At 57.1% G+C, this 25,011-nt stretch carries 28 protein-coding genes; 12 read left to right on the top strand and 16 right to left on the bottom strand.

The window, feature by feature from the left end; translation table 11 throughout:
- Nucleotides 1–3 precede the first annotated feature (3 nt).
- The 8 genes from UR504_RS04640 to nfsA all read right to left on the bottom strand — a co-directional run bounded on the left by UR504_RS04640 (nucleotide 4) and on the right by nfsA (nucleotide 7,279).
- Nucleotides 4–477 (bottom strand): YbjO family protein, encoded by a 474-nt coding sequence (locus UR504_RS04640; protein ID WP_024907853.1) that lies wholly within the window; start codon nucleotides 475–477, stop codon nucleotides 4–6.
- Between the two features lie 65 nt (nucleotides 478–542).
- Nucleotides 543–1,388 carry a putrescine ABC transporter permease PotI gene (gene potI / locus UR504_RS04645; RefSeq protein WP_100122374.1) on the bottom strand — a complete coding sequence of 282 codons (846 nt, stop codon included), beginning with the start codon at nucleotides 1,386–1,388 and terminating at the stop codon, nucleotides 543–545.
- The gene (gene potH, locus UR504_RS04650; protein WP_115874590.1) at nucleotides 1,385–2,338 is read right to left on the bottom strand and encodes a putrescine ABC transporter permease PotH; all 954 of its coding nucleotides are present in this window, start codon (nucleotides 2,336–2,338) and stop codon (nucleotides 1,385–1,387) included. The genes potI and potH overlap by 4 nt, the downstream gene beginning before the upstream one ends.
- A gap of 10 nt (nucleotides 2,339–2,348) precedes the next feature.
- A complete protein-coding gene (potG, locus tag UR504_RS04655; protein WP_024907855.1) occupies nucleotides 2,349–3,482 on the bottom strand; it encodes a putrescine ABC transporter ATP-binding subunit PotG in 1,134 nt (377 codons plus the stop codon).
- Between the two features lie 98 nt (nucleotides 3,483–3,580).
- Nucleotides 3,581–4,693: a spermidine/putrescine ABC transporter substrate-binding protein PotF gene (potF, locus tag UR504_RS04660; RefSeq protein ID WP_045908435.1), complete on the bottom strand. Its 1,113-nt coding sequence runs from the start codon at nucleotides 4,691–4,693 to the stop codon at nucleotides 3,581–3,583.
- A 351-nt stretch (nucleotides 4,694–5,044) separates the two neighbouring features.
- Nucleotides 5,045–5,521: a YbjN domain-containing protein gene (locus tag UR504_RS04665; RefSeq protein WP_014169308.1), complete on the bottom strand. Its 477-nt coding sequence runs from the start codon at nucleotides 5,519–5,521 to the stop codon at nucleotides 5,045–5,047.
- A 63-nt stretch (nucleotides 5,522–5,584) separates the two neighbouring features.
- Entirely contained in the window at nucleotides 5,585–6,487 is a 903-nt protein-coding gene (gene rimK, locus UR504_RS04670) for a 30S ribosomal protein S6--L-glutamate ligase (protein ID WP_111963877.1), read from the bottom strand.
- A 69-nt stretch (nucleotides 6,488–6,556) separates the two neighbouring features.
- Entirely contained in the window at nucleotides 6,557–7,279 is a 723-nt protein-coding gene (gene nfsA, locus UR504_RS04675) for a nitroreductase NfsA (RefSeq protein WP_111963876.1), read from the bottom strand.
- A gap of 184 nt (nucleotides 7,280–7,463) precedes the next feature.
- On the opposite strand from nfsA, the gene UR504_RS04680 reads away from it, so the two are divergent.
- Nucleotides 7,464–7,733: a GrxA family glutaredoxin gene (locus UR504_RS04680; protein WP_006809455.1), complete on the top strand. Its 270-nt coding sequence runs from the start codon at nucleotides 7,464–7,466 to the stop codon at nucleotides 7,731–7,733.
- A 30-nt stretch (nucleotides 7,734–7,763) separates the two neighbouring features.
- Here UR504_RS04680 and UR504_RS04685 read toward each other — a convergent pair whose 3' ends face one another.
- On the bottom strand, nucleotides 7,764–8,138 hold the full coding sequence (locus tag UR504_RS04685; RefSeq protein ID WP_111963875.1) for an inner membrane protein YbjM: 375 nt from the start codon (nucleotides 8,136–8,138) through the stop codon (nucleotides 7,764–7,766).
- 273 nt (nucleotides 8,139–8,411) lie between these two features.
- On the opposite strand from UR504_RS04685, the gene UR504_RS04690 reads away from it, so the two are divergent.
- Entirely contained in the window at nucleotides 8,412–10,097 is a 1,686-nt protein-coding gene (locus UR504_RS04690; RefSeq protein WP_115874588.1) for an aspartate:alanine antiporter, read from the top strand.
- A 116-nt stretch (nucleotides 10,098–10,213) separates the two neighbouring features.
- Here the strand turns inward: UR504_RS04690 and UR504_RS04695 are convergent, their stop codons facing one another.
- Nucleotides 10,214–10,351, bottom strand: a complete 138-nt coding sequence (locus tag UR504_RS04695; RefSeq protein ID WP_302234639.1) for a hypothetical protein — start codon at nucleotides 10,349–10,351, stop codon at nucleotides 10,214–10,216.
- Here UR504_RS04695 and UR504_RS04700 point away from each other — a divergent pair.
- The 3 genes from UR504_RS04700 to arsC are packed head-to-tail and all read left to right on the top strand — an operon-like array spanning nucleotide 10,350 to nucleotide 12,444.
- Nucleotides 10,350–10,670, top strand: coding sequence for a metalloregulator ArsR/SmtB family transcription factor (locus UR504_RS04700; RefSeq protein ID WP_302234638.1), 321 nt, complete (start codon nucleotides 10,350–10,352; stop codon nucleotides 10,668–10,670). The genes UR504_RS04695 and UR504_RS04700 overlap by 2 nt on opposite strands.
- Before the next feature lie 40 nt (nucleotides 10,671–10,710).
- The gene (locus tag UR504_RS04705; protein WP_302234637.1) at nucleotides 10,711–12,000 is read left to right on the top strand and encodes an arsenic transporter; all 1,290 of its coding nucleotides are present in this window, start codon (nucleotides 10,711–10,713) and stop codon (nucleotides 11,998–12,000) included.
- 12 nt (nucleotides 12,001–12,012) lie between these two features.
- Complete coding sequence (gene arsC, locus UR504_RS04710) at nucleotides 12,013–12,444, top strand: glutaredoxin-dependent arsenate reductase (protein WP_271367278.1); 432 nt, start codon at nucleotides 12,013–12,015, stop codon at nucleotides 12,442–12,444.
- A gap of 21 nt (nucleotides 12,445–12,465) precedes the next feature.
- On the opposite strand, the gene UR504_RS04715 is transcribed toward arsC, so the two are convergent.
- The gene (locus tag UR504_RS04715; RefSeq protein WP_111963929.1) at nucleotides 12,466–13,017 is read right to left on the bottom strand and encodes a TetR/AcrR family transcriptional regulator; all 552 of its coding nucleotides are present in this window, start codon (nucleotides 13,015–13,017) and stop codon (nucleotides 12,466–12,468) included.
- A gap of 81 nt (nucleotides 13,018–13,098) precedes the next feature.
- On the opposite strand from UR504_RS04715, the gene UR504_RS04720 reads away from it, so the two are divergent.
- Entirely contained in the window at nucleotides 13,099–14,313 is a 1,215-nt protein-coding gene (locus tag UR504_RS04720; RefSeq protein WP_302234636.1) for an MFS transporter, read from the top strand.
- Complete coding sequence (locus UR504_RS04725) at nucleotides 14,303–15,115, top strand: Cof-type HAD-IIB family hydrolase (protein ID WP_111963869.1); 813 nt, start codon at nucleotides 14,303–14,305, stop codon at nucleotides 15,113–15,115. Before UR504_RS04720 ends, UR504_RS04725 begins: the two co-directional genes overlap by 11 nt.
- Nucleotides 15,116–15,174: 59 nt before the next feature.
- Here the strand turns inward: UR504_RS04725 and UR504_RS04730 are convergent, their stop codons facing one another.
- Entirely contained in the window at nucleotides 15,175–16,407 is a 1,233-nt protein-coding gene (locus UR504_RS04730; RefSeq protein ID WP_274242428.1) for an MFS transporter, read from the bottom strand.
- A gap of 168 nt (nucleotides 16,408–16,575) precedes the next feature.
- Here UR504_RS04730 and UR504_RS04735 point away from each other — a divergent pair, with 168 nt between their 5' ends.
- From UR504_RS04735 to deoR, 3 genes are all read left to right on the top strand, one after another.
- Nucleotides 16,576–17,304 carry a phosphatase PAP2 family protein gene (locus UR504_RS04735; RefSeq protein WP_302234635.1) on the top strand — a complete coding sequence of 243 codons (729 nt, stop codon included), beginning with the start codon at nucleotides 16,576–16,578 and terminating at the stop codon, nucleotides 17,302–17,304.
- A gap of 7 nt (nucleotides 17,305–17,311) precedes the next feature.
- Nucleotides 17,312–17,920 carry an undecaprenyl-diphosphate phosphatase gene (gene ybjG / locus UR504_RS04740; RefSeq protein ID WP_302234634.1) on the top strand — a complete coding sequence of 203 codons (609 nt, stop codon included), beginning with the start codon at nucleotides 17,312–17,314 and terminating at the stop codon, nucleotides 17,918–17,920.
- Nucleotides 17,921–17,987: 67 nt separating this feature from the next.
- On the top strand, nucleotides 17,988–18,746 hold the full coding sequence (deoR, locus tag UR504_RS04745) for a DNA-binding transcriptional repressor DeoR (protein ID WP_008503427.1): 759 nt from the start codon (nucleotides 17,988–17,990) through the stop codon (nucleotides 18,744–18,746).
- A gap of 66 nt (nucleotides 18,747–18,812) precedes the next feature.
- Here the strand turns inward: deoR and dacC are convergent, their stop codons facing one another.
- Nucleotides 18,813–20,018 carry a serine-type D-Ala-D-Ala carboxypeptidase gene (dacC, locus tag UR504_RS04750; protein WP_047653218.1) on the bottom strand — a complete coding sequence of 402 codons (1,206 nt, stop codon included), beginning with the start codon at nucleotides 20,016–20,018 and terminating at the stop codon, nucleotides 18,813–18,815.
- 240 nt (nucleotides 20,019–20,258) lie between these two features.
- Between dacC and UR504_RS04755 the strand changes: the two genes are divergently transcribed.
- Nucleotides 20,259–20,885 (top strand): glutathione S-transferase family protein, encoded by a 627-nt coding sequence (locus UR504_RS04755; RefSeq protein WP_252092675.1) that lies wholly within the window; start codon nucleotides 20,259–20,261, stop codon nucleotides 20,883–20,885.
- On the opposite strand, the gene UR504_RS04760 is transcribed toward UR504_RS04755, so the two are convergent.
- On the bottom strand, nucleotides 20,886–22,004 hold the full coding sequence (locus UR504_RS04760) for a PQQ-dependent sugar dehydrogenase (RefSeq protein WP_302234633.1): 1,119 nt from the start codon (nucleotides 22,002–22,004) through the stop codon (nucleotides 20,886–20,888).
- A 106-nt stretch (nucleotides 22,005–22,110) separates the two neighbouring features.
- Nucleotides 22,111–22,494 (bottom strand): biofilm formation regulator BssR, encoded by a 384-nt coding sequence (gene bssR / locus UR504_RS04765; protein ID WP_111963863.1) that lies wholly within the window; start codon nucleotides 22,492–22,494, stop codon nucleotides 22,111–22,113.
- A gap of 216 nt (nucleotides 22,495–22,710) precedes the next feature.
- Between bssR and rimO the strand changes: the two genes are divergently transcribed.
- Complete coding sequence (gene rimO / locus UR504_RS04770) at nucleotides 22,711–24,036, top strand: 30S ribosomal protein S12 methylthiotransferase RimO (protein WP_023335043.1); 1,326 nt, start codon at nucleotides 22,711–22,713, stop codon at nucleotides 24,034–24,036.
- Between the two features lie 63 nt (nucleotides 24,037–24,099).
- Here rimO and gsiD read toward each other — a convergent pair whose 3' ends face one another.
- Nucleotides 24,100–25,011 carry a glutathione ABC transporter permease GsiD gene (gene gsiD, locus UR504_RS04775; protein WP_115874579.1) on the bottom strand — a complete coding sequence of 304 codons (912 nt, stop codon included), beginning with the start codon at nucleotides 25,009–25,011 and terminating at the stop codon, nucleotides 24,100–24,102.

The following is a 25,011-nucleotide window of genomic DNA, read 5'->3' on the forward strand; positions in this document are numbered from 1 at the left end:
ACATTATTGCAGGCGGAAGAATCTCCGACTGGAAGCCGGAACGAAGAGTAGAAAAAGCACCAGCATGTCCGGCAGTTTTTGCATAAATAGCGCGCGCAGGATCTCGCGTTTGGATTCACCGGCGATGCTGAACAGCTCCGGGTAGCCATACCCCAGCGAGGCGGCCCACAGATAGCTTGCGGCGGTAATTTGCGTCAGCAGATAGACCCATCGCGCCCAGTTGCGCCCTTTAACCAGCGAAAACGCGCAGTAGATCTCGATAAACACCAGCACCAGGCTGCTCAAAAAGACCAGCGTCAGATTCCACGTCTGCACGCTGCGGTGAATGAATTCACCGATGCCGCGCACGCCCAGGGTGTTGAGAATCATCAGCACGTCCAGGCAGCGGATCATAATAATGGCGAGCGCCGCCACCTGAACCAGCGCAGGTACGTTAGGACGCGCGTGCGTAATACGTGATTTTTTTAATAATCCCAATGTTTTACTTCCCTGAAAAACAGTGCCGCGTCATGCGCGGCACATCACTGGAAATTTTAAATCCTTCAGCCGCGTCTTGCACGCTGGATATCGCGCACGCGCTGTTTTTCCGCGCGCGCCATCAAATACCAGGCGATAAATCCGACAATTCCGACCACGCCGAGGATGATAGAGGCCAGGGCGTTGATCTCCGGGTTGACCCCCATACGCACGCTGGAGAAGACCAGCATCGGCAGCGTGGTCGCCCCCGGACCGGAGACAAAGCTGGCGATAACCAGATCGTCGAGCGACAGGGTAAACGCCAGCAGCCAGCCGGAGATCACCGCCGGCATAATCATCGGCAGGGTGATGATGAAAAAGACCTTCAGCGGCGTCGCGCCGAGATCCATCGCCGCCTCTTCAATGGAGCGATCCAGCTCGCGCAGGCGCGAGGAGATCACTACCGCTACGTAGGCCGTACAGAAAGTGACGTGCGCCAGCCAGATGGTGAGCATGCCGCGATCTGCCGGCCAGCCGATGGCGTGCGCCATGGCCACGAACAGAAGCAGCAGCGCGAGACCGGTGATCACGTCCGGCATAACCAGCGGGGCGGTGATCATAAAGGCGAAGCCGTTCGAACCGCGAAAACGCCCGAAACGCACCATCACCAGCGCGGCGATCGTGCCCAGCACCGACGCCATGGTCGCCGCCAGCGCCGCAATGGTCAGGCTTAGCCCCACCGCGCTCATCATTGCATCATCGTGGAACAGCTCGCTGTACCAGCGCGTCGACCAGCCTGCCCAGACCGTCACCAGCTTGGAGCTGTTAAACGAATAGATCACCAGCATCAGCATCGGCGCATACAGGAAGGTAAAGCCGATCACCAGGATCGCGATTCGCCACGGGGAGCGCACTACCGGTAAGTTGTTCATCCGCGATCTCCCATCTGTTTCTGCTGATGCTTGTGGAACCACATGATCGGCACGATCAGCAGCAGTAACATGATAATCGCCACCGCTGACGCCACCGGCCAGTCGCGGTTATTGAAGAACTCCTGCCACAGCACGCGACCAATCATGATGCTGTCTGGCCCGCCGAGCAGTTCCGGGATCACAAACTCCCCCACCGCCGGGATAAAGACCAGCATCGACCCGGCAATAATGCCGCCTTTGGTCAGCGGGACGATGACGCTGAAGAAGGTTTTTAACGGACGGGCGCCGAGATCGAGCGACGCTTCCACCAGCGAGTAGTCGATACGGGTCAGCGCCGTGTAGATCGGCAGCACCATAAACGGCAGATAGGCGTACACAATACCGATATAGACCGCGAGGTTGGTGTGCAGGATCGTCAGGGGCTGATCGATAACCCCGAGCCACATCAGGAAGTTGTTCAGCACGCCGTTGTTTTTCAGGATCCCCATCCAGGCGTAAACGCGGATCAGGAACGAGGTCCACGACGGTAAGATTACCAGCAGCAGCAGGATGTTGCGGGTCGACGGCTTACTGTGCGCCACCGCCCACGCCAGCGGGTAGCCCATCACCAGACAGCAGAGCGTCGAGATGGCCGCCACCTGCAGCGACTGCAGATAGGCTTCGAAATAGAGCGGGTCGTCGGTGAGCTGCAGGAAGTTACCCAGGTTTAAGGTCAGCGTCAGCTGCCCGTCGGCCCAGTCCAGCAGGTTGGTGTAAGGCGGGATTGCCCGCGCCATTTCCGCCAGGCTTATCTTGAAAACAATCAGGAACGGCAGCAGGAACAGCAGGATCAGCCACACGTACGGCATGGCGATCACCAGCTTGCGGCCGTGTTTCATCTGCATTCGCGTCAGCCACTGGGCAAAACCGCCCGGTTTGCCTGCGCGGGCTGGAGGTTCAAGTGTACTCATTGGCCGCTCCTTATACTGTCAGCACAACGCAACTGTCTGCATCCCAACACAGGCGCACTTCGTCGCCCCAGGTCGGCTGCCCCTTGCGGTAGCGATGTTCGTTCTGTAACTGCGCGCTGAGCATCTGCCCGCTTTTCAGGCGCACGTGATAGATGGAGAGGTCACCAAGATAGGCAATGTGCACCACTTCGCCGACGGCAAAGTTATAGCCATCGGCAGGCGGATCCTCACAGAGCATGATCTTCTCCGGACGCAGCGCGACGTAGACCGGCACGTTATCCACCACGGAGTTATCCGGATCGACCTTCAGCGGATGCTGCAGCCCCGGCGATTCGATGACCAGACCATCTTCCTGACGATCTTTCAGCAGCCCTTCGAAGACGTTGACCGAGCCGATGAACTCCGCGCTGTAGCGGGTGGTTGGATGCTCATAAATCTCTTCCGGCTCGCCAATCTGCACGAACTTCCCGCGGTTCATGATCGCGATACGTCCGGCCATGGTCATGGCCTCTTCCTGGTCGTGGGTGACCATCACGCAGGTCACGCCCACGCGCTCGAGGATATCGACCACTTCAAGCTGCATACGGTCGCGCAGCTTTTTATCCAGCGCGCCCATCGGCTCATCGAGCAGCAGCAGTTTCGGGCGTTTTGCCAGGCTGCGGGCCAGGGCCACGCGCTGGCGCTGGCCGCCGGAGAGCTGGTGCGGTTTACGCTTCGCGAACTCCTGCATGTGTACCAGGCTCAGCATCTCGGCCACGCGCGCGGTAATTTCGGCCTTCGGCAGCTTGTCCTGCTTCAGGCCAAAGGCGATGTTCTGCTCCACCGTCATGTGCGGGAACAGCGCGTAGGACTGGAACATCATGTTAATCGGGCGCTGATACGGCGGTACGCTGGAGAGATCCACGCCATCGAGCATGATCTGCCCGGCGGTGGGCTGTTCAAAACCGGCCAGCATACGCAGCAGGGTCGATTTACCGCAGCCAGAAGCTCCCAGAAGAGCAAAAATCTCGCCTTTATAGATCGTCAGGCTGACGTCGTCCACGGCATGCTGGCCATCGAAAGATTTGGTGAGGTTACGAATTTCAAGAAGCGGGGTCAGCGCTTTACGGACTTTCGCCTGCGGGCGGGGGATCGCGTCATTCACGGGGTGCTCTCCGGCAGAAATCAAATCATGGTGCAGGCGCACCAGAACGGTGCGCCTGTTGCCGGGGGCACTTCGCTTGCCCGGCCTGTAACAAAGGGTTATTTACCGCTTTTCACCTTGGTCCACGCACGGGTACGTACGCGGTCAATTTTTGGATCCTGGACTTTCAGGGTGAAGAGCTTGGCGAACACATCCGCTGGCGGATAGATAGCCGGGTTATTACGGATTTCTTCGCTCACCAGCGGCACGGAGGCCTTGTTACCGTTCGCGTAGTAAACGTGGTCGCTGATGTGGGCGATCACCTCAGGACGCATCAGGTAGTTGAGGAACTGATACGCTTCATCTTTGTTTTTCGCATCAGCCGGCATCGCGAAGACGTCGAAGAAGGCCAGCGCCCCTTCTTTCGGAATGAAGTAGGAGACGTTCACACCGTTTTTCGCCTCTTTCGCACGGTTAGCCGCCTGCCATACGTCCCCTGCCCAGCCGATCGCGACGCAGATGTCGCCGTTCGCCAGGTCGTTGATGTACTGAGATGAGTGGAAGTAACGAATGTTTGGACGCAGCTTCAGCAGCAGATCGGTCGCCGGGCCAGTGTAATCATCGGCTTTATTGCTGTTCGGATCTTTGCCCAGGTAGTTCAGCACGGTTGCGAAAATCTCTTCCGGCGCATCGAGGAAGGAGACGCCGCAGCTTTTCAGCTTCTCAAGGTTTTCCGGCTTCAGCACCACGTCCCAGCTGTCCAGCTTGACGTCCGGGCCCAGCGCTGCCTTCACTTTATCGACGTTAAAGCCGATACCGGTAGTCGCCCACAGGTAAGGCATGGCGTATTTGTTGTCCGGGTCGTGCTTAGCCACCAGCTTCAGCACTTCCGGATCGAGATTTTTCCAGTTTGGTAACTTGCTCTTATCCAGCGGCTGGAAGACGCCTGCCGTCAGCTGACGCTCGAGGAAGCTTGCGGAAGGCACCACGAGGTCAAACCCGGTGCTGCCCGCCATCAGTTTTCCTTCCAGCACTTCGTTGGAATCGAACACGTCATAGACGACTTTAATGCCGGTCTCTTTTTCAAAATTCGCCACCGTGTCCGGCGCAATATAGTCAGACCAGTTATAAACGTGCAGCGTTTTTTGTTCCGCAGCGAGCGTGCCGGCAGAGACGGCCATCAGAGCACCCGCAACCAGACCCGATAACCATTTTTTATTCAAGGCGATCATAGTGTTATTCCTTCTGAAAGCTCGTTAACAAACGAACTAAAACTGTGCAATCTGAATGTATGCAAAAATCATGCATAGTTTGTCACTCTGCTCAAAATAAAAAGAAACCTCTTTACCCGGCAGCTTCCGCTCGCTTTTTGAAGCATCGCAAGAATAACTGTAGCCCGTGTCTGCGGCTATAGCCCAGACGAAAAAACGCCTTTTATCAATTTTTTATGCAAGTTAAGTCTACGTGATAAGCCCAAACGGCCTTCAGGGAGGTGAATAATTCTTTAAAGAAAGGTTAAAAGCAGCAGAAAAAATGGCCTTCTGCAGCCGCTATGGCAGCGACTGCGCAAAAGTCAGACAGGCTTAGTGAAGAAAATTGGGAGATGCATCATTATTCTCTGCATCATCTTCCGCGCTATACAGCAGATGGTGTGCATTGGCTTCCATCATGACCATCGAAATTTGCTCTTCGCTCAGGCGCATAAACCATGAGAACTGCTTGAATGACAGCCCGGCTCCGGAGAATAAAGACTGGCAAACGACCAGTTTTGGCAGATTATCATCCTGTATGTCAAGAAATGCTTTCACCGTCAAAGAACTGGCGTTAATCGCTGACAGGTCGGAAGCCAGCGCCAGCAGCGCAGATGGCTTCACTTCGGCCAGCGCGGAGAAAAGGATCACGTCGTTAATCAGATCGATTTTGGCATCGAAAATGCCGTCGAAATTCTGCATATGAGGCAGATGCAGCGCCTGGCAGGAATCGCATTCGAAAAACGTAATTCCCGCATCATCAAGCCATTGACGTAACGTATCCAGTGTAGGTACGACCTGTAAATCCATCGCGTTGCAGCCTCTTTAATAAAAACTTCGCATAGGGTACTTAAAAAGCGCGCGGTAATCCATTTAACCACCCGTTTTCAGACAGTAGCCCGGCGTCGCATGACGCTCGATCCATAAGATCATTTTACCCGCAATATCGACCCCTGTGGTTTTTTCCACGCCTTCAAGCCCCGGCGAGGCGTTCACTTCCATAACCAGTGGCCCTCGCGTCGCGCGCAGCAGGTCTACGCCTGCCACGTCCAGCCCCAAAGTCTGCGCCGCTTTGACGGCAATTTCCCGCTCCTGGTCGCTGATATCGGCGATTCTGGCAATGCCGCCGCGGTGAAGGTTAGAGCGGAAATCGCCCTCTTTGGCCTGGCGCTCGATGGCCGCCACCACCTCGTTTCCCACCACGAAACACCGGATGTCGCGCCCTTTGGCCTCTTCAATGTACTCCTGCACCAGAATATGGGCATTCAGCCCGCGGAAGGCGTCAATCACGCTCTCCGCTGCCTGACGCGTCTCCGCCAGCACCACGCCAATGCCCTGTGTGCCTTCCACCAGCTTGATCACCAAAGGGGCACCGCCCACCATGTCGATCAGATCGCTGGTGTCGTCCGGTGAATGGGCAATCCCGGTGACGGGAAGATCGATCCCCTGGCGCGCGAGCAGCTGCAGCGAGCGCAGCTTGTCGCGGGCGCGTGAAATGGCGACGGATTCGTTGAGCGGATAGCTGCCCAGCATCTCGAACTGGCGCAATGCAGCGGTGCCGTAAAAGGTTATCTGGGAGCCGATGCGGGGGATCACCGCATCAAAGTGCGGCAGCTTGCGGCCTTTGTAGTGAATCGACGAGGCGGCAGGGTCAATGTTCATATAGCAGGACATCGGGTCGAGGATCTCAACCTGATGTCCGCGTTTCGCCGCCGCTTCTCGAAGACGCTTACATGAATAGAGCGTTCCATCCCGGGACAATATGGCAATTTTCACCCTGCACCTCTCTGAAGACATGGAAAAAGCCTGCGTATCATATACGCAGGCAGGCGCAGGATAAATGGACTATCGCGTAGCCCAGCCCTGTTTGTGCAGATAATCAAGAATAAACGGGCGATTTTCTTTAATGATGGTGCGGCGAATATGGTCAGTCCATGTGTCGCGACGGTTATTGCTGCCGCGCGTCAGGTAGTAGTTCGCCAGCTCTTCATCGTATTGATTCAGGACGTCCTGATCGACCGGCTGGTAGTGGTTTTCGTGCACCAGCATCGCCGCGGGAATACGCGGCTTCAGATCCGGGTTATCCGCCGGCCAGCCGAGACACAGGCCAAACAGCGGCAGCACGTGTTTTGGCAGCTTCAGCAGGTCCGTCACGCTTTGAATGTTGTTACGCAGGCCTCCGATGTAGACGCCGCCTAATCCCAGCGACTCCGCCGCCGTAAAGGCGTTTTGCGCCATCAGCGCGGTATCCACCACGCCCAACAGCAGCTGTTCGGCCAGCCCGAGCTCGGCCTCAGGGCAGATCTGCAGGTGGCGGTTAAAGTCGGCGCAGAATACCCAGAACTCGGCTGCCTGAGCCACATGCTTCTGCCCGCCGGTCAGCGTCACCAGCTGTTCACGCATGGCCGGGTCGGTAATGCGGATAATGGAGCTGCACTGCAGGAAGCTGGAACTTGAAGTCGCCCTTGCGCTGTTAATAATCGCTTCGCGCTGCGCATCGGTAATCGGCTCATCGGTGAAGTGGCGAATGGAACGATGGGAAAGGAGCAGGTCTATGGTTGGCGTCATCTTGTCTCTCTTTGTCTTGCTTAATACGTATGGCAGCCAGTATAGGCAATGATATGCGCGGTGTAATTGGCGAAACATAGCTCATAGATATTATAACGACAGGCGAAACCTTCTTTTATGACGACAGGTTATGGGGCACTATACGTGTCATTCGCCGTCAGGCTTGTTTTTTGAGGAGAGAGAAATGTTTGCAGTAATTTTTGGTCGTCCAGGGTGCCCATACTGTGTACGCGCGAAAGAGTTGGCTGAGAAACTGACCGAAGAGCGCGATGACTTCAACTTCCGCTACGTGGATATCCACGCGGAAGGCATCACGAAAGCGGATCTCGAAAAAACCGTCGGTAAGCCGGTTGAAACCGTACCGCAGATCTTCCTCGATCAGAAACACATCGGCGGCTGCACGGACTTCGAAGCTTACGCCAAAGAGCACCTGGGCCTGTTTGCTGCCCAGTAATGAAAGGACGCCCTCACCGAGAGGGCGTTTTTATTTGTGGTGCCGTCGGCGTTGAAGCAGACTGCGCACAAATAAGTAGCAGAGCGCGCCAAGGGCGCACCAGAATACGGCGCTCATCAACCACGCCAGCTCCTGCCAGAAACTTCGCGTTGAAACATACAGCATGCGCATCAGCAGCAGACACAGCGGTGCCGCCAGCATGGCGCCAATTAGCGGCTTGACCACTTCCCCTTTACGGGAAAGAAAACTGGCTGCCGCTCCCGGCAGGGTAAAAAAGAGCAGCCCCAGCTCCGGGTGTCCGGCAGCCCTGAATGCCCCTTTCAGATTAAAAGCGAGCGACATGCACACGACGGTAAACAGCAAAAAGCAGCTGATCACCCCCGCCCAGTTTCGTTTAATGTTCAAAGTATCCTCCTGACTTATCTCTATCAAATACAGCTTCGTCGGGTAGACGCCCGGTCAGATAAAGCAATGCGGCAATCCTTGCCAAAGTACGCACAGGGTGATGCGATAATAGGTAGCTGTCAGTAGCTAATGCGATTAAACTACACGCCAGCTAATGTTTTAGGGAATAAAGCAGGAAACAGGGAGCGTTAACGCCTTTCCCTGACCCAGAAAACAGTAGCCCAAATAGTCCTTTCATTCAACAACTTACTGGTAAACAAGAAGTTAGCCTCCGTGAATATAAACGTCGCAGACTTGTTAAATGGGAATTACATCCTGTTATTATTTGTGGTACTGGCGCTGGGCCTTTGCCTGGGTAAATTGCGCCTGGGTTCAGTTCAACTTGGTAATTCCATTGGCGTTTTAGTCGTTTCCTTATTATTAGGTCAACAGCACTTCAGCATTAACACGGACGCGCTCAACTTAGGTTTTATGCTGTTTATTTTTTGTGTTGGCGTGGAAGCGGGACCGAACTTTTTTTCAATTTTCTTCCGCGACGGCAAAAATTATCTGATGCTGGCGCTGGTGATGGTCGGCAGCGCGCTGCTGATCGCGTTAGGGCTGGGTAAAGTGTTTGGCTGGGATATCGGGTTAACGGCCGGTATGCTGGCAGGTTCGATGACCTCCACCCCGGTGCTGGTGGGTGCCGGTGATACCCTGCGTCATTCCGGCATGGCCGGCGCACAGCTTTCTGCCGCACTCGACCACCTGAGCCTGGGCTATGCCCTGACCTATCTGATTGGTCTGGTGAGCCTGATTGTCGGCGCACGCTATCTGCCAAAACTGCAGCATCAGGATCTGCAGACCAGCGCCCAGCAAATCGCCCGCGAGCGCGGTCTGGATACCGACTCCAAACGTAAAGTCTATCTCCCGGTGATCCGCGCCTATCGCGTCGGGCCAGAGCTGGTTGCCTGGGCTGACGGCAAAAATCTGCGCGAGCTGGGGATTTATCGCCAGACGGGCTGCTACATCGAACGTATCCGCCGCAACGGCATTCTGGCGAACCCGGACGGCGACGCGGTGCTGCAGATGGGCGACGACATCGCGCTGGTGGGTTACCCGGACGCCCACGCCCGTCTCGACCCGAGCTTCCGTAACGGCAAAGAGGTGTTCGACCGCGACCTGCTCGACATGCGCATCGTCACCGAAGAGATCGTGGTGAAAAACCATAATGCCGTGGGCCGCCGCCTGGCGCAGCTGAAGCTGACCGACCACGGCTGCTTCCTCAACCGCGTGATCCGCAGTCAGATTGAGATGCCTATCGACGACAACGTGGTGCTCAACAAAGGCGACGTGCTGCAGGTCAGCGGCGACGCCCGACGCGTGAAAACCGTGGCCGACCGCATCGGCTTTATCTCCATTCACAGCCAGGTCACCGACCTGCTGGCCTTCTGCGCTTTCTTTATTGTTGGCCTGATGATCGGGATGATCACCTTCCAGTTCAGCAACTTTAGCTTCGGCATCGGTAACGCCGCCGGGCTGCTGTTCGCCGGTATCATGCTAGGCTTCCTGCGAGCGAACCATCCTACCTTCGGCTACATTCCGCAGGGCGCGCTGAACATGGTGAAAGAGTTCGGTCTGATGGTCTTTATGGCGGGCGTGGGCTTAAGCGCGGGCAGCGGCATTGGCCACAGTCTGGGCGCCGTCGGCTGGCAAATGTTGGTTTCCGGACTTATCGTCAGCCTGGTGCCGGTGGTGATCTGCTTCCTGTTCGGCGCCTACGTGCTGCGCATGAACCGCGCCCTGCTCTTCGGGGCGATGATGGGGGCGCGTACCTGTGCCCCGGCCATGGAAATCATCAGCGACACCGCGCGCAGCAACATCCCGGCGCTGGGATATGCGGGCACGTATGCTATCGCTAACGTGCTGCTGACGCTGGCGGGTACGCTGATTATCATCATCTGGCCCGGACTCGGATAACTCCTAAGAATGCGCGTGGCGGAAAATATTTTTGTTACGCGCAGAACTTTTTTATCAGGGGGCAGTCATAACTAGTGCCACTGCTTTTCTTTGATGTCCCCAATTTGTGGAGCCCATCAACCCCGCCGTTTTGGTTCAAGGTTGATGGGTTTTTTGTTGTCTGAAGTTCCCCACCCTCTAATATTTTCTTCTCGCCCGCCACCAAAACATATATGATTAAACGCATATAAAATTACACCTTCAGGAACATCCATGCTCCACCCGCTCCAGCTCTTCAAAACCCTCTCTGACGAAACGCGGCTCGCCATCGCCATGCTGCTCCGCGAAGCGGGCGAGCTGTGCGTCTGCGATCTCTGCTCCGCAACCGCCGAATCGCAGCCTAAGGTCTCCCGCCACATGGCACTGCTGCGGGAATCCGGGCTGGTTATCGACCGTCGCGAGGGTAAGTGGGTTTATTACCGTCTCTCTCCCAACATGCCCGCGTGGGCGGCAACGATTATCGACAACAGCTGGAACTGCCTGCGGGAAGAGACGCGCATGAAGCTGAAAAACCGACTTCCGGGCTTGTGCTAAGCAAAACACATTCACAAAAACAGATATAACGGAGTAACAGATGTTTCTGGCAGGGGCTATTTTTCTGTTTACGCTGGTACTGGTCATCTGGCAGCCCAAAGGGCTTAGCATCGGCTGGAGCGCGACTATTGGTGCCGTACTGGCGCTCGCCAGCGGCGTGATTCACGTAAACGATATTCCGGTTGTGTGGAATATCGTCTGGAACGCCACGGCAACGTTTATCGCCGTCATCATCATCAGCCTGCTGCTGGATGAGTCCGGCTTTTTCGAGTGGGCGGCACTGCACGTTGCCCGCTGGGGGAACGGCCGCGGACGATTGCTGTTTACGTATATCGTGCTGCTGGGCGCAGCCGTCGCGGCACTGTTTGCCAATGACGGTGCGGCGCTGATCCTGACCCCTATCGTTATCGCCATGCTGCTGGCCCTGGGGTTCAGCAAGCGGGCCACGCTGGCGTTTGTGATGGCGGCAGGTTTTATCGCCGATACCGCCAGCCTGCCGCTGATTGTGTCGAACCTGGTCAACATTGTCTCCGCAGACTTCTTCACGCTGGGGTTCAGCGAATACGCTTCGGTAATGATTCCCGTTGATATCGCCGCGATTGCCGCAACGCTGGTGATGCTGCATCTGTTCTTCCGCAAGGAAATTCCCCCGGAATATGACCTGGCAAAACTCCGCGAGCCCGCGCGGGCCATTCACGACCTCCCGACCTTCAGAACGGGCTGGATCGTGCTGCTCCTTCTTCTCGTCGGTTTCTTTGTGCTGGAGCCACTGGGTATTCCGGTCAGCGCCATTGCGACTGCGGGCGCGCTGGTTTTGTTTGCCGTTGCAAAACGCGGACATGCGATAAATACCGGAAAAGTGCTGCGCGGCGCACCGTGGCAGATCGTGATCTTCTCGCTGGGGATGTATCTGGTGGTGTATGGCCTGCGCAATGCCGGGCTGACGGAATATCTCTCAGGCGTACTGAATAGCCTGGCCGGGCAAGGGCTGTGGGCCACCACGCTGGGAACCGGGTTCATCACCGCGTTCCTGTCATCAATAATGAACAATATGCCCACGGTGCTGATTGGCGCGCTCTCCATTGAGGGCAGTACGGCGACAGGACTGATCAAGGAAGCAATGATTTACGCCAACGTGATTGGCTGCGATTTGGGGCCGAAAATCACGCCTATCGGCAGCCTTGCCACCCTGCTCTGGCTTCACGTGCTGGCGCAGAAAAACATGACGATTAGCTGGGGCTATTATTTCCGGACGGGCATCATCATGACGCTGCCGGTCCTGTTTGTGACGCTCGCCGCGCTGGCGCTACGTCTCTCCTTCACACTGTAATGAGCCACTGATATGAGCCACATCACTATCTACCACAACCCCGCCTGCGGCACGTCGCGCAACACGCTGGAGATGATCCGCAACAGCGGTACGGAGCCAGAGATTATCCACTATCTGGAAACCCCGCCGTCGCGCGATAAGCTGACAACCCTGATTGCCGATATGGGGATCTCGGTGCGGGATCTGCTGCGTAAAAACGTGGAGCCCTACGAACAGCTCGGCCTGGCCAAAGACAGCTTCACCGACGACCAGCTTATCGATTTTATGCTGCAACACCCGATTCTGATTAACCGTCCGATCGTCGTGACGCCGCTGGGCACTCGCCTGTGCCGCCCGTCTGAAGTCGTCCTCGACATCCTGCCGGACGCACAGAAAGGGGCATTTACGAAAGAAGATGGCGAAGCGGTGGTTGACGCCAGCGGGAATAAAATCGAGCGCAGGTAAAACTAGCAGGGCGAGCGATACCTAAGGGTTCCCCTCGCCCGCAATTCTCCCCACCATCGCCCGGATCTCTTCGCGGGATAGCGGCGCCCGGTCGGTGACGTAGTGCAGCGTCATTCCTTCAATAAAGGCATCCAGCGCGCGGGTGGTGACCGGGTCGAACCACTGCTCGAGCGTTGTCTGGCTCATCTTCATCCAGTCCTGCATTACCGTTTTGAGCGCCGCGCTGCGGTGCATAAAAGCGTAAAGCTGATACATCAGCGCCATGTTGTGCGGCGTCGTCACCTGCGAGCTGTGGATCAGGGTGGTAATGGATTCGCACGCCATTTCCGGCCCGGTGACGCCCGCGAAGAAATCCCGGTACTGCTGCGACATCTGGCGGGTAAACCACGTGAAGGCCTCCTCCAGCAGCGGCTCCATACCGTCGAAATAGTAGGTCATCGACCCCAGCGGCACGCCCGCGCAGGTGGCGATTTTCCGGTGCGTGACGGCGTGAATACCGTGTTCAGCAATGGTGTCGAGGGTCGCCTGCAGGATTTTTTCCCGGCGATGCGGATCGTTGGGTGGTCTGCTCATCATTTCCTCACCTGGTTTGTGTACAAATGTACACAAACTTGCTAGTGTTGTCGCTATTGTTGTACTTCTGGTGCTACCCCAATGACGCTGACCTCTTCCCGCAAAGCCCTGCAGCTCCGCATGTGGGCGCTGTTTATGTTCTTCTTTATTCCCGGTCTGCTGATGGCCTCCTGGGCCACGCGCACCCCCGCCATTCGCGACATTTTGTCCGTCTCTACAGCTGAGATGGGTATCGTGCTGTTTGGCCTGTCGATAGGCTCCATGAGCGGCATCCTCTGCTCCGCGTGGCTGGTGAAGCGCTTCGGTACGCGGGCGGTGATCCGCACCACCATGTGCTTCGCGGTGTTCGGGATGATCGTGCTCAGCGTCGCGCTGTGGTTTGCCTCGCCGGTGCTGTTTGCGCTGGGGCTGACGGTATTTGGCGGCAGCTTCGGTTCGGCGGAAGTTGCCATCAACGTTGAAGGAGCGGCTGTCGAGCGTGAGATGAACAAAACCGTGCTGCCGATGATGCACGGTTTTTACAGCCTCGGCACGCTGGCCGGTGCGGGCGTGGGAATGGCGCTGACGGCCACTGGCGTGAGCGCCAATCTGCATATCCTGCTGGCAGCGCTGGTGTGCATCATTCCGATTCTGACCGGCATCCGGGCGATCCCGGACGGCACAGGTAAGAACTCCGCTGACGAACAGCACTCGGCCGAAAAAGGGCTGCCCTTCTACCGCGACTTCCAGTTGATGCTGATCGGCGTGGTGGTGCTGGCTATGGCCTTCGCCGAAGGGTCCGCCAACGACTGGCTGCCGCTGCTGATGGTAGACGGTCACGGCTTTAGCCCGACCTCCGGCTCGCTGATCTACGCCGGGTTTACGCTGGGGATGACCGTCGGGCGCTTCACCGGCGGCTGGTTTATCGACCGCTGCAGCCGCGTAGCGGTGGTGCGCGCCAGCGCCCTGCTGGGCGGCCTGGGTATCGCGATGATCATATTTGTCGATGTGGACTGGATTGCCGGGGTCTCGGTGATCCTCTGGGGACTGGGTGCGTCGCTCGGCTTTCCGCTTACCATTTCAGCCGCCAGCGATACCGGCCCGGATGCCCCGACGCGCGTCAGCGTGGTGGCAACCACGGGCTATCTCGCCTTCCTGGTCGGGCCGCCGCTGCTTGGCTTCCTCGGCGAGCACTACGGACTGCGCAGCGCCATGCTGGTGGTGTTAGGGTTGGTCATCATCGCGGCGCTGGTGGCGCGCGCGGTGGCAAAGCCGGAAACGAATCAAACGACACTGGAGAAGGGATATGAGCGTTAAACTGATCGCCGTCGACATGGATGGCACATTCCTGAGCGATGCCAAGACCTACAATCGCCCGCGCTTTCTGGCGCAGTACGCCCGCATGAAGGCGCAAGGCATTCGCTTCGTGGTCGCCAGCGGCAACCAGTTCTACCAGCTGATCTCCTTTTTCCCGGAGATTGCGCATGAAATTTCATTCGTCGCCGAAAACGGCGGCTGGGTCGTAAGTGAGGGTGAAGACGTCTTTAACGGTGAACTGTCGAAAGCCCATTTCGAGACCGTTGCGAACGTGTTAAGCGACGTTCCCGGCATTGAGATTATCGCCTGCGGCAAGAGCAGCGCCTACACGCTGAAGTGCTATGACGAAGGTTTTAAGGGTATCGCGGCGAAGTACTATCACCGTCTGGAAATGGTCAGCGATTTCGACAACCTGAACGATATTTTCTTCAAGTTCGGGCTCAACGTGTCTGACGATGAAATTCCGCGTATTCAGGCGCTGCTGCATGAAAAGCTGAGTGACATCATGGTGCCCGTCACCACCGGTCACGGCAGTATCGACCTGATCATCCCCGGCGTGCACAAAGCAAACGGCCTGCGGATCCTGCAAAAGCGCTGGGGCATAGCCGATAGCGAAGTGGTGGCCTTCGGCGACAGCGGCAACGACGTGGAGATGCTGCGCCAGTCCGGGTTCAGCTTTGCGATGGCGAATGCCAGACCGCATATCAAAGCGGCGGCGCGTTTTGAAGCGCCGCACAATAACGATGAAGGCGTGTTGGATGTGATTGATAAGGTGCTGGATGGAGAGGCACCGTTTAATTAACACCGTGCGGTCTGGTGCCCTCACCCTACCCCTCTCCCACAGGGAGAGGGAATAAACAGTTAAGGTTGCAGGGCGTTTCCGACGCGCTTGTCTTTCAGGAACACCACCATCAGGGCAACCCACAGCACGCCGTTGGCGAGGTTAAACAGGCTGAACAGCCCGTTGCCGCCCATCGCGTAGGCATGCTTGCTCACCTCGATACCGACGGTAAAAATCAGCATCTGGAGCATCCCCATCGCCGCGGAGACCGTGCCTTTACTCATCTCGCTGGCGAACAGCGTCAGGCGCACCAGACCGGCGTTGGCCACGCCAATCCCGAAGGCGTAGATGCTCAGTCCCGCCGTCATCCACAGATAAGCGTGTGATGACGCGACGGTCGCCACCGCCGCCAGAATCAACCCTGCCGCAATCGGCCAGCCGCCCATGATAATAAGCGAACGCACGGTGCGGCGTGACGTCAAACGTGCCAGCACCAGGTTCCCGATAATCAGCGCGCCAAAGATCGGCACCTGCAGCAGACCATACTCATAGCTGCTGAGCTTTTCGCCGCTGATGATAATAACCGGAGACTGGGCGATCCACGCCAGCAGCGGCAGGCTAACGAACCCGGTCGCCAGCGCGCCCGCCACAAAGCGGCCATTCTTCAGCACTTCTTTATAATCCCGACCCAGCTCTTTCAGCGAGAGTTTCTCGCCGATGCGGGTGGCCGTTTCCGGCATCGCCCGGTGCAGACCAAAGAACGCGATGGCGGCGAGAACGGCAAACAGCACAAACATCCCTTCCCATGGCGCTATATGCACCCACGCGGCACCCACCAGCGGCCCGAGTAAGGGGGCAATGAGCGCCACGTTCGCCATCAGCGCGGTAATTTTGATACACACCGCCTCTTCAAACGATTCCTGGATGGCGGCATACCCCACGGCGCCGATAAAGCACAGGCTCACCCCCTGCAGGAAGCGCAGCAGGGTAAATTGTTCAATGTTTTGCGCCAGCAGCGTGGCAAGACAGGTGACGATAAACCACACCACGCCCGTCAGCATCACCGGACGGCGGCCAATACGATCCGACAGCGGGCCTAACAGCCACTGCAAAAACATGCCGCCGGCCAGATAGGCGGTCATGGAGGTCGGTACCCACTCGATTCCGGCGTTGTACTGCGCCACCACGGCCAGCATACCGGGCTGGATCATATCGTTGCCGATATAGGTAGAAAATTCGTAGAGCACCAGACACAGAGGGAAAAGCAACGCCTGACGACCCAGACGTGAACCAGAAGAAGAACGGTTTAACATGCAATCTCTTTATAATGACAAAATCGCGACGAGTGTAATGAAATGCCGCAGCCCGAGATAGTGATTTATCGAGGATAAACAGAAATAAAGCACATATCGTCTTCGTTTAAGGTTTCCTTAAGTTGACACTTTTATGATAGCCCCATTACTCGTCAACGACCCCAAATCATGGCACTTACCTCCAGCCGTTCAGAATTGTCTAAGTTACAGACAAATAAGACAAAACGCCTTTACCGCTTACCGTCCCGCTTTTATGGTTATCAGCTTTTCATACTGATTGCCCTTGCCGTGGTATTTACGTGGCTATCGCGCAATGAAGCGCTCGACAGATGGATCACCGGCTTTTGGTATGACGCGGCGACGCAGAGCTTTCCGCTGCAGAAAGACCACCTGCTGGATCTGCTCAACCACCGACTGGCGAAGTACATTGCCATCGCCTTAGGCGCCGCGGCGCTGTTTTACGGCGCCTACAAGCGTAACGCAAGGCTGGTTACGGCGGCGATGCTGATGGGCGTTGGCGCGCTGGTGGTAGGCCTGCTGAAAAGCATGAGCCATCACAGCTGTCCGTGGGACCTGGTGGAATATGGCGGGAAGGCCGTGTCCTACCCCCTGTTCAGCGCCATTCCTGCTGACAGCGGTCCGGGGCGCTGTTTCCCCGGCGGTCATGCCTCCAGCGGCTTTATGGTGATGGGGCTGTTTTTTGCCTTCTGGCGCGAACGTCCGCGTCTCGCCTGGTGCTTCGTCGCGCTGGGCGTGGTGTTAGGTCTGGCGATGGGCTTCGGTCAGGTCATGCGCGGGGCGCATTTTTTCTCTCACAACCTGTGGGCCGGGTGGTGGGTCTGGTTTTCCCAGGTGGTGGTCTACGGGCTGATTTCCACCCGGTTTGCTAAAGAGTGATAACGCTATGCTAGAGAATCTGAATTATCAGCTGTTTTATCTGATCAACGCCACACCGGCCTCGCCCGAGTGGATGATCGACTTTGCCACCTTTCTGGCAAAAGACCTGATCGGTATCGTGCCCGCGCTGGCAGCCATTCTCTGGCTGTGGGGGCCTCGTAGCCAGGTAAAAGCACAGCGCAAGCTGGTAATCAAAGTGGCGATGGCTCTCGGCGTAAGCGTCCTGGTGAGCTACATTCTGGGCCACGCGTTCCCGCACGATCGTCCGTTTGTCGATCACGTCGGCTATACCTTCCTGCATCATGCGCCGGATGACTCGTTCCCGAGCGATCACGGTACGGTGATCTTCACCTTTGCGCTAGCCTTCCTGTTCTGGCATCGCCTGTGGTCTGGTGCGGTGCTGATGGTGGTCGCCGTGGCCATCGCCTGGTCTCGCGTTTACCTGGGCGTCCACTGGCCGCTGGATATGGTGGGCGGCTTCCTGGTCGGGCTGATTGGCTGCGTGAGCTCGGCTATCCTGTGGAGCCTCTTCGGTGAAGCGCTCTACCGCACGCTGTCATCACTCTATCGCGCCATTTTCGCTATCCCGATCCGCAAAGGCTGGATACGTGACTAACCCCAACCTGTCAGGTTACACTTGAACCCCCGCCCTGCGGGGGTTCACTTTTTTATCCCGAGGAACTATGGAAACACGTCGCGATGACCGCATTGCTCAGCTGCTACAGGCGCTGAAGCGCAGCGATAAGCTGCATCTTAAGGAAGCCGCCAACCTCCTCGGCGTCTCAGAGATGACCATTCGTCGGGATCTTAACAGCGAAAGCGCGCCCGTCGTGCTGCTGGGCGGGTATATTGTGCTTGAGCCGCGTAGCGCCAGCCATTATCTGATCAGCGACCAGAAGACGCGCCTGGTGGAAGAGAAACGCAAAGCCGCCCGGCTTGCAGCCTCGCTGGTACAGCCGCACCAGACGCTATTTTTTGACTGCGGCACCACCACGCCGTGGATTATCGAGGCCATCGACAGCAGCATTCCTTTTACTGCCGTGTGCTACTCCCTGAACACCTTTCTGGCGCTTCAGGAGAAACCCGAGTGCCGGGTGATCCTGTGCGGCGGCGAGTTTCACGCCAGCAACGCCATCTTTAAGCCGCTCAACCTGCAGGACACGCTCAGCAATCTCTGCCCGGATATCGCGTTTTATTCCGCGGCGGGCGTCAACGTGCGCCAGGGCGCAACCTGCTTTAACCTGGAAGAGCTGCCGGTGAAGCACTGGGCATTAAGCGCCGCGCAGTACCATGTTCTGGTGGTCGATCACAGCAAGTTTGGTAAGGTCCGTTCGGCAAGAATGGGCGAGCTGGCGCAGTTCGACGCCATCGTCAGCGACTGCCGCCCGGACGACGAGATTGTGGCCCACGCGAAGGCGCAGCAGGTGAAATTGATGTATTAAGAGGGTGCGGTCTGATGCCCGCACCCCAGCCCTCTCCCACAGGGAGAGGGAGAAAACCCATCAGGTTTAGCTGAACCAGCTGCCGAACCACCCGTGAAATTTCATCATCACGAAATCCCACATCCGGCTGAAGAAGCCGCCCTCTTCGACCGCTTCCATTACAATTAACGGACGCTGTTCAATTGATTTACCGTTTAGCTGGAAATCAATCGTCCCGACTACCTGGCCTTTTTTCAGTGGCGCGGTGAGCTGCGGATCGGTCAGGGTGTAGCTGGCCTTCAGGTTTTTCAGCTGACCGCGCGGAATGGTCACCGAGCCCGCCTCACCCGCGCCCAGGTTCACTTCGCTCTTGTCACCAAACCAGACGCGCTGGCTGACGAACGTGGCATCCGGTTTAATCGGCGTCACGGTTTCATAGAAGCGGAAGCCCCACGTCAGCAGTTTTTCTGACTCATTAAAGCGAATACGGTCGGTTTTGGTGCCCAGCACTACCGAAATCAGGCGCATGTCGCCCTGGGTCGCGGAGGCCACCAGGTTATAGCCCGCGCCCGCCGTGGTGCCGGTTTTCATTCCGTCCACGTTAACGTTGCTGCTCCACAGCAGGCGGTTGCGGTTCGGCTGACGGATTTTATTGAAGGTAAACTCTTTCTCTTTATGGATGGCGTATTCATCCGGCACGTCGTGGATCAGCGCTTTCCCCAGCAGCGCCATGTCGCGCGCGGTACTGAACTGTCCCGGCGAATCCAGACCGTGAACTGTTTTGAACGTGGTGTTGGTTAAGCCCAGTTTCTGCGCGTAACCATTCATCAAGCCAATGAAAGAATCCTGGCTGCCGGCAACATAATCGGCCAGCGCAATGCACGCATCATTTCCCGACTGAATAATTACCCCTTTGTTCAGATCGGAAACGGAGACCTGATCCCCAGGCTTCAGGAACATCACGGAAGATCCCCGCAGCGCCGGGTTGCCGGTCGCCCAGGCATCCTTCCCGATGGTGACCATATCGTCCAGCTTGATCTTGCCCGCTTTCAGCGCCTGGCCGACCACATAGCTGGTCATGATTTTGGTCAGGCTTGCCGGATCGAGTTTCTCATCTGCATTACCTTCCGCCAGCACTTTACCGCTGGAATAATCCATCAGGATCCAGGCGCGCGCGTCCACAGGCGGCGCTTCGGGCGCAGCCTGCTCAGCTGCGTAGAGAGTTGGTGCAAACAGGAAAAGGAGCGCAGAGCCTGTCGCAAGGCTGCGCAGAGAAGTCATTTTACGCGTCATAAATGCCACCCGAGTGTCCATTCAAAAATTACGTCACATCACCGTGTCGCAAGAAGCGATGAGTAATAGCGCACTAAAACGGTTAAAGAAACCCAACGAGGGTAAAGTTATTAAAGTTTATGCAATAACATTCAGATACGCTTTGATTCAGACGATTTTTTTGTCTTCTGTTGCGTAATTGTTAGGTTTATCTCACCATGGCGAAAGCTGACACGGATTCACATCTCATCAGGAGTAAATATGATTACGCTTTGGGGCAGGAACAACTCGACCAACGTTAAGAAAGTGCTCTGGACGCTCGAGGAGCTGGATTTACCGTTCAATCAAATCATGGCCGGCATGTCGTTCGGCGTAAACAAAGAGGCCGACTATCTGGCCATGAACCCGAACGGCCTGGTGCCGCTGCTGCGCGATGATGAAACAGACGCGACGCTTTGGGAGTCCAACACCATTGTGCGTTACCTCGCCGCGCAGTACGGTCAGGGCCGCCTGTGGGTTGAGAATCCCGCCCGGCGCGCTCAGGGCGAAAAGTGGATGGACTGGGCGAACCAGACGCTGTCCCCGACCCACCGCGTGATCCTGATGGGGCTTATCCGCACGCCGGAAGCTGAACGCGACTATCCCGCAATTCACGCCGCGCAGGATGCCTGCGAAAATCTGTTTGCGATGATGGATGACGAGCTGGCGAAGCACGCCTGGTTCTCCGGCGAGGCGTTCGGCACAGGCGATATCGCCGTGGCACCCTTCGTCTGGAACCTGACCAATATGGGTCTGAAGTGGACGCCGCGCCCTCACCTTGAGCGCTGGCTTAAACAGCTGAGCGATCGCCCGGCTTACCGTAACGTCGTGATGCTCCCGGTCACCTGATTACGCGCCGGACGGGCTGACTTTCAACAGCTGCCCGTCCGTCTCGTCGGTCAGGACATACAGATACCCATCCGGCCCCACCCGCACGTCGCGAATACGCTGGTCCCGGTCGCCCAGAATGCGCCCGTCCTCCGTCACCTTGTTTCCCTCCACGCTCAGCACGATCACGTCCTTCTCCTTCAGCGCGCCGATAAACAGCTTGTTTTTCCACTGCGGGAAAACGTCGCTGTTGTAGAACGCCATGCCGCTCACCGCGGGTGAAACTTTCCAGACGAACAGCGGTTTTTCGGTTCCTTCAACGTGCTTGCCTTTGGCTTCCGGGATTTTCAGGCCGCTGTAGTTAATGCCGTGCGTCGCCAGCGGCCAGCCGTAGTTTTTTCCTTTCTCCGGAATGTTGATCTCATCCCCGCCTCGCGGGCCGTGCTCGTTCAGCCAGAGCGTGTCGCTCCAGGGGTTCATCGCCATCCCCTGCGGGTTGCGAATGCCGTAAGACCAGATTTCGGGTCGCGCACCGGGGGTATTCACAAAGGGGTTATCCGGCGGGACTTTTCCGTCTTCGGTAAGGCGCACCACTTTACCCTGCAATTTATCCAGATCCTGCGCCGTCGGACGCTGATTATTCTCGCCGAGTCCAATAAAGAGAGAGCCTTTGCCGTCGAACACCAGCCGCCCGCCAAAATGGTTACCGGTTGAGAGTTTCGGTATCTGGCGAAACGCCACCTTGAATCCCTCGATGCGGGAATAGTCGTCGCTCAGGCGGCCATAGCCTACCGCCGTGCCGGCTTTGCCGTCATGCCCGGCCTCGGCGTAGCTCAGCCAGACGCGGCGCGACTTCTCAAAATCCGGGGCAAGCACCACATCCAGCAACCCGCCCTGACCGTTTGCCCAGACCTTCGGCACGCCGACAATCGGATCGGAGAGCCCTTTTCCGGCCTGCCAGCGTTTGAGCTGACCACCCTTCAGGGTCACCAGCAGCCCGTCATTATCCGGCAGAAACGCCAGGGACCAGGGGTGATCGAGTCTGTTTTGCAGCACATCGACCTTCACCGCCTCTGGCGCAGCAAGAAGTGAAAACGGAATGAATAATACAGGCAGGTAAATCAGCGAGGATCGAGGCATAACGCACTCCTTTATCGGCATATGGCATAAAGATTAGCCACTGCGTCCGGGCGCGTTAGCACTTTTACAAAAGCTTAAGCAGAAGGGGGAGTTGCCTCCCCCTGGATCAGTGCTGTTCAAGCTTCTCGTGCTCGTTCAGGCACATGATGCATAGAGAGAGCGTTGTCAGGCAGTTTTCCAGCTTCTCCGCGTTTACGGCGATAAAGTTCGGGCAGTCGTGGCGTCCGTTCATCAGACATACCCCAGCGATGGAGAGCACCTCAGCGGCGCGGCGCAGCGCGATCAGCTCACTTTCGCCGTAATTCGCCTTCAGGGTCGGTGCTTTTTCACGCATGAAATTACACAGTTCAAACAGGTTATCACGCAGATGTTCGCTTTCGCTGACTGACATATACCCTTTTGCCTTCCTCAACTGCAGGTACGCGGCCAGGTCGATTCGGGCGTTGATCAGCTTGTTCAGCAGATCGCGTTTTAGTCTGTCAACGGTCATGCTCTTTCCTCCTCTGTCAGCCATGGTGCATAGTCAGGATAAGTTCATTTTTTGTACAGTTTAATGCCTGGGATCAATTTTTATTAACTGATTAACATTATTTACAATGTTACAACGTCAGCCCGACGCATCCACCTTGCAAAGAGTGTATAAATCCCCCGCGATACGCTGTAAAATCCCGCCCTGATAACTCCATAATTGATGAATTTTTAACCTATGAGCAATGTTACGCACCAGCCGAAAATCGGCTTCGTCTCCCTGGGCTGCCCGAAAAACCTGGTGGATTCAGAACGCATCCTGACCGAACTGCGCACCGAGGGCTATGACGTGGTGCCAAGCTACGACAACGCCGATATGGTGATCGTTAACACCTGCGGGTTTATCGACAGCGCGGTCCAGGAATCACTGGAAGCCATCGGTGAAGCGCTGACCGAAAACGGCAAAGTGATCGTGACCGGCTGTCTGGGCGCGAAAGAAGACCAGATCCGCGAAGTGCACCCGAAGGTGCTGGAGATTACCGGCCCGCACAGCTACGAGCAGGTGCTGCAACATGTTCATCACTACGTGCCAAAACCAAAGCATAACCCGTTCCTGAGCCTGGTGCCGGAACAGGGCGTGAAGCTGACGCCGCGCCACTACGCGTACCTGAAAATTTCCGAAGGCTGTAACCATCGCTGCACCTTCTGCATCATCCCATCCATGCGTGGCGATCTGGTGAGCCGTCCGATTGGCGAAGTGCTGGCGGAAGCTAAACGTCTTGCCGACGCGGGCGTGAAGGAGCTGCTGGTCATCTCCCAGGACACCTCTGCCTACGGCGTGGACGTGAAGCACCGCTCCGGTTTCCACAACGGCGAGCCGGTGAAAACCAGCATGGTCGGCCTGTGCGAGCAGCTGTCCAAACTCGGTATCTGGACGCGCCTGCACTACGTCTACCCGTACCCGCACGTTGACGATGTCATCCCACTGATGGCGGAAGGCAAAATTCTGCCGTACCTGGACATCCCGCTGCAGCACGCGAGCCCGCGTATCCTGAAGCTGATGAAGCGCCCTGGCTCCGTTGACCGCCAGCTGGCCCGCATCAAGCAGTGGCGTGAGATCTGCCCGGATCTGACGCTGCGCTCCACCTTCATCGTCGGCTTCCCGGGTGAAACCGAAGAAGACTTCCAGATGCTGCTCGACTTCCTGAAAGAAGCGCGTCTGGACCGCGTCGGCTGCTTCAAGTACAGCCCGGTAGAAGGCGCAACCGCCAACGAGCTGGCGGACCAGGTGCCGGAAGAGGTGAAAGAAGAACGCTGGAACCGCTTCATGCAGCTGCAGCAGCAGATTTCTGCCGAGCGTCTGCAGGAAAAAGTGGGCCGCGAGATCATGGTTATTATCGACGAAGTTGACGAAGAAGGCGCGATTGGCCGCAGCATGGCGGACGCCCCTGAAATCGACGGTGCGGTGTACCTGAACGGCGAAACCAGCGTTAAGCCGGGTGATATTATTCGCGTGAAGGTTGAAAACGCGGACGAGTATGACCTGTGGGGTAGCCGGGTTTAATCTTCCTGCTCCTCTTTTGTAGGCCGGGTAAGGCGTAGCCGCCACCCGGCACATTTCACTGCGCTATCCCTTAATCCTCGGATCCAGCGCGTCGCGCAGCCCGTCACCTAACAGGTTAAACGCCAGCACGGTCAGGAAAATCGCCAGGCTCGGGAAGATCGCCACGTGCGGTGCAATCACCATATCCGCCCTCGCCTCGTTCAGCATCGCGCCCCACTCCGGCGTTGGAGGCTGAGCACCCAACCCTAAAAACGACAGGCTGGCCGCCGAGATAATCGACACGCCGATACGCATGGTGAAATAGACCACGATGGACGACACCGTACCCGGCAGAATATGGCTGAACAGGATGGTGGCGTCGCTGGCCCCCATGCTGCGGGCAGATTCTATAAAGGTCTGCTGTTTCAGCACCAGCGTGTTGCCGCGCACCAGGCGCGCAAACGCCGGAATCGAAAACACCGCGACCGCAATGATGACGTTGGCCATGCCGCTGCCCATGATCGCCACCACCGCAATCGCCAGCAGAATGCCGGGAAAAGCAAACAGCACGTCGCAGATGCGCATGATGATGCGGTCCCACCAGCCTTCGTAATATCCGGCAACGAGCCCCAGCACGGTACCGATGGCCGCGCCGATCAGCACCGCGAACACCCCGGCGGCAAGCGAGATTTGCGCCCCGACCAGCACGCGGCTAAAGATATCGCGCCCGAGGGAGTCCACGCCGAACCAGTGCAGCATCGACGGTCCGTCGTTCAGACGGTCATAGTCAAAATAGTTTTCCGCATCAAATGGCGCCACCCACGGCGCAATCACCGCCACTGCAATAAGCAGCAGCACAAACAGCCCCGCGGTCATCGCGACCGGCTGACGGCGAAAACGCCGCCAGAATTCAGACCACGGGGTGTGGACGTGGTCCGGTTTTAGCCCCGGCATCGCGTTTAAAACGGCCTGACGTCGCCAGTTCAATAATCGCAT

It is taken from the genome of Enterobacter sp. 241F3 (genome assembly GCF_034106785.1).
In the GTDB taxonomy this organism is placed as follows: Bacteria; Pseudomonadota; Gammaproteobacteria; order Enterobacterales; family Enterobacteriaceae; genus Enterobacter; species Enterobacter vonholyi.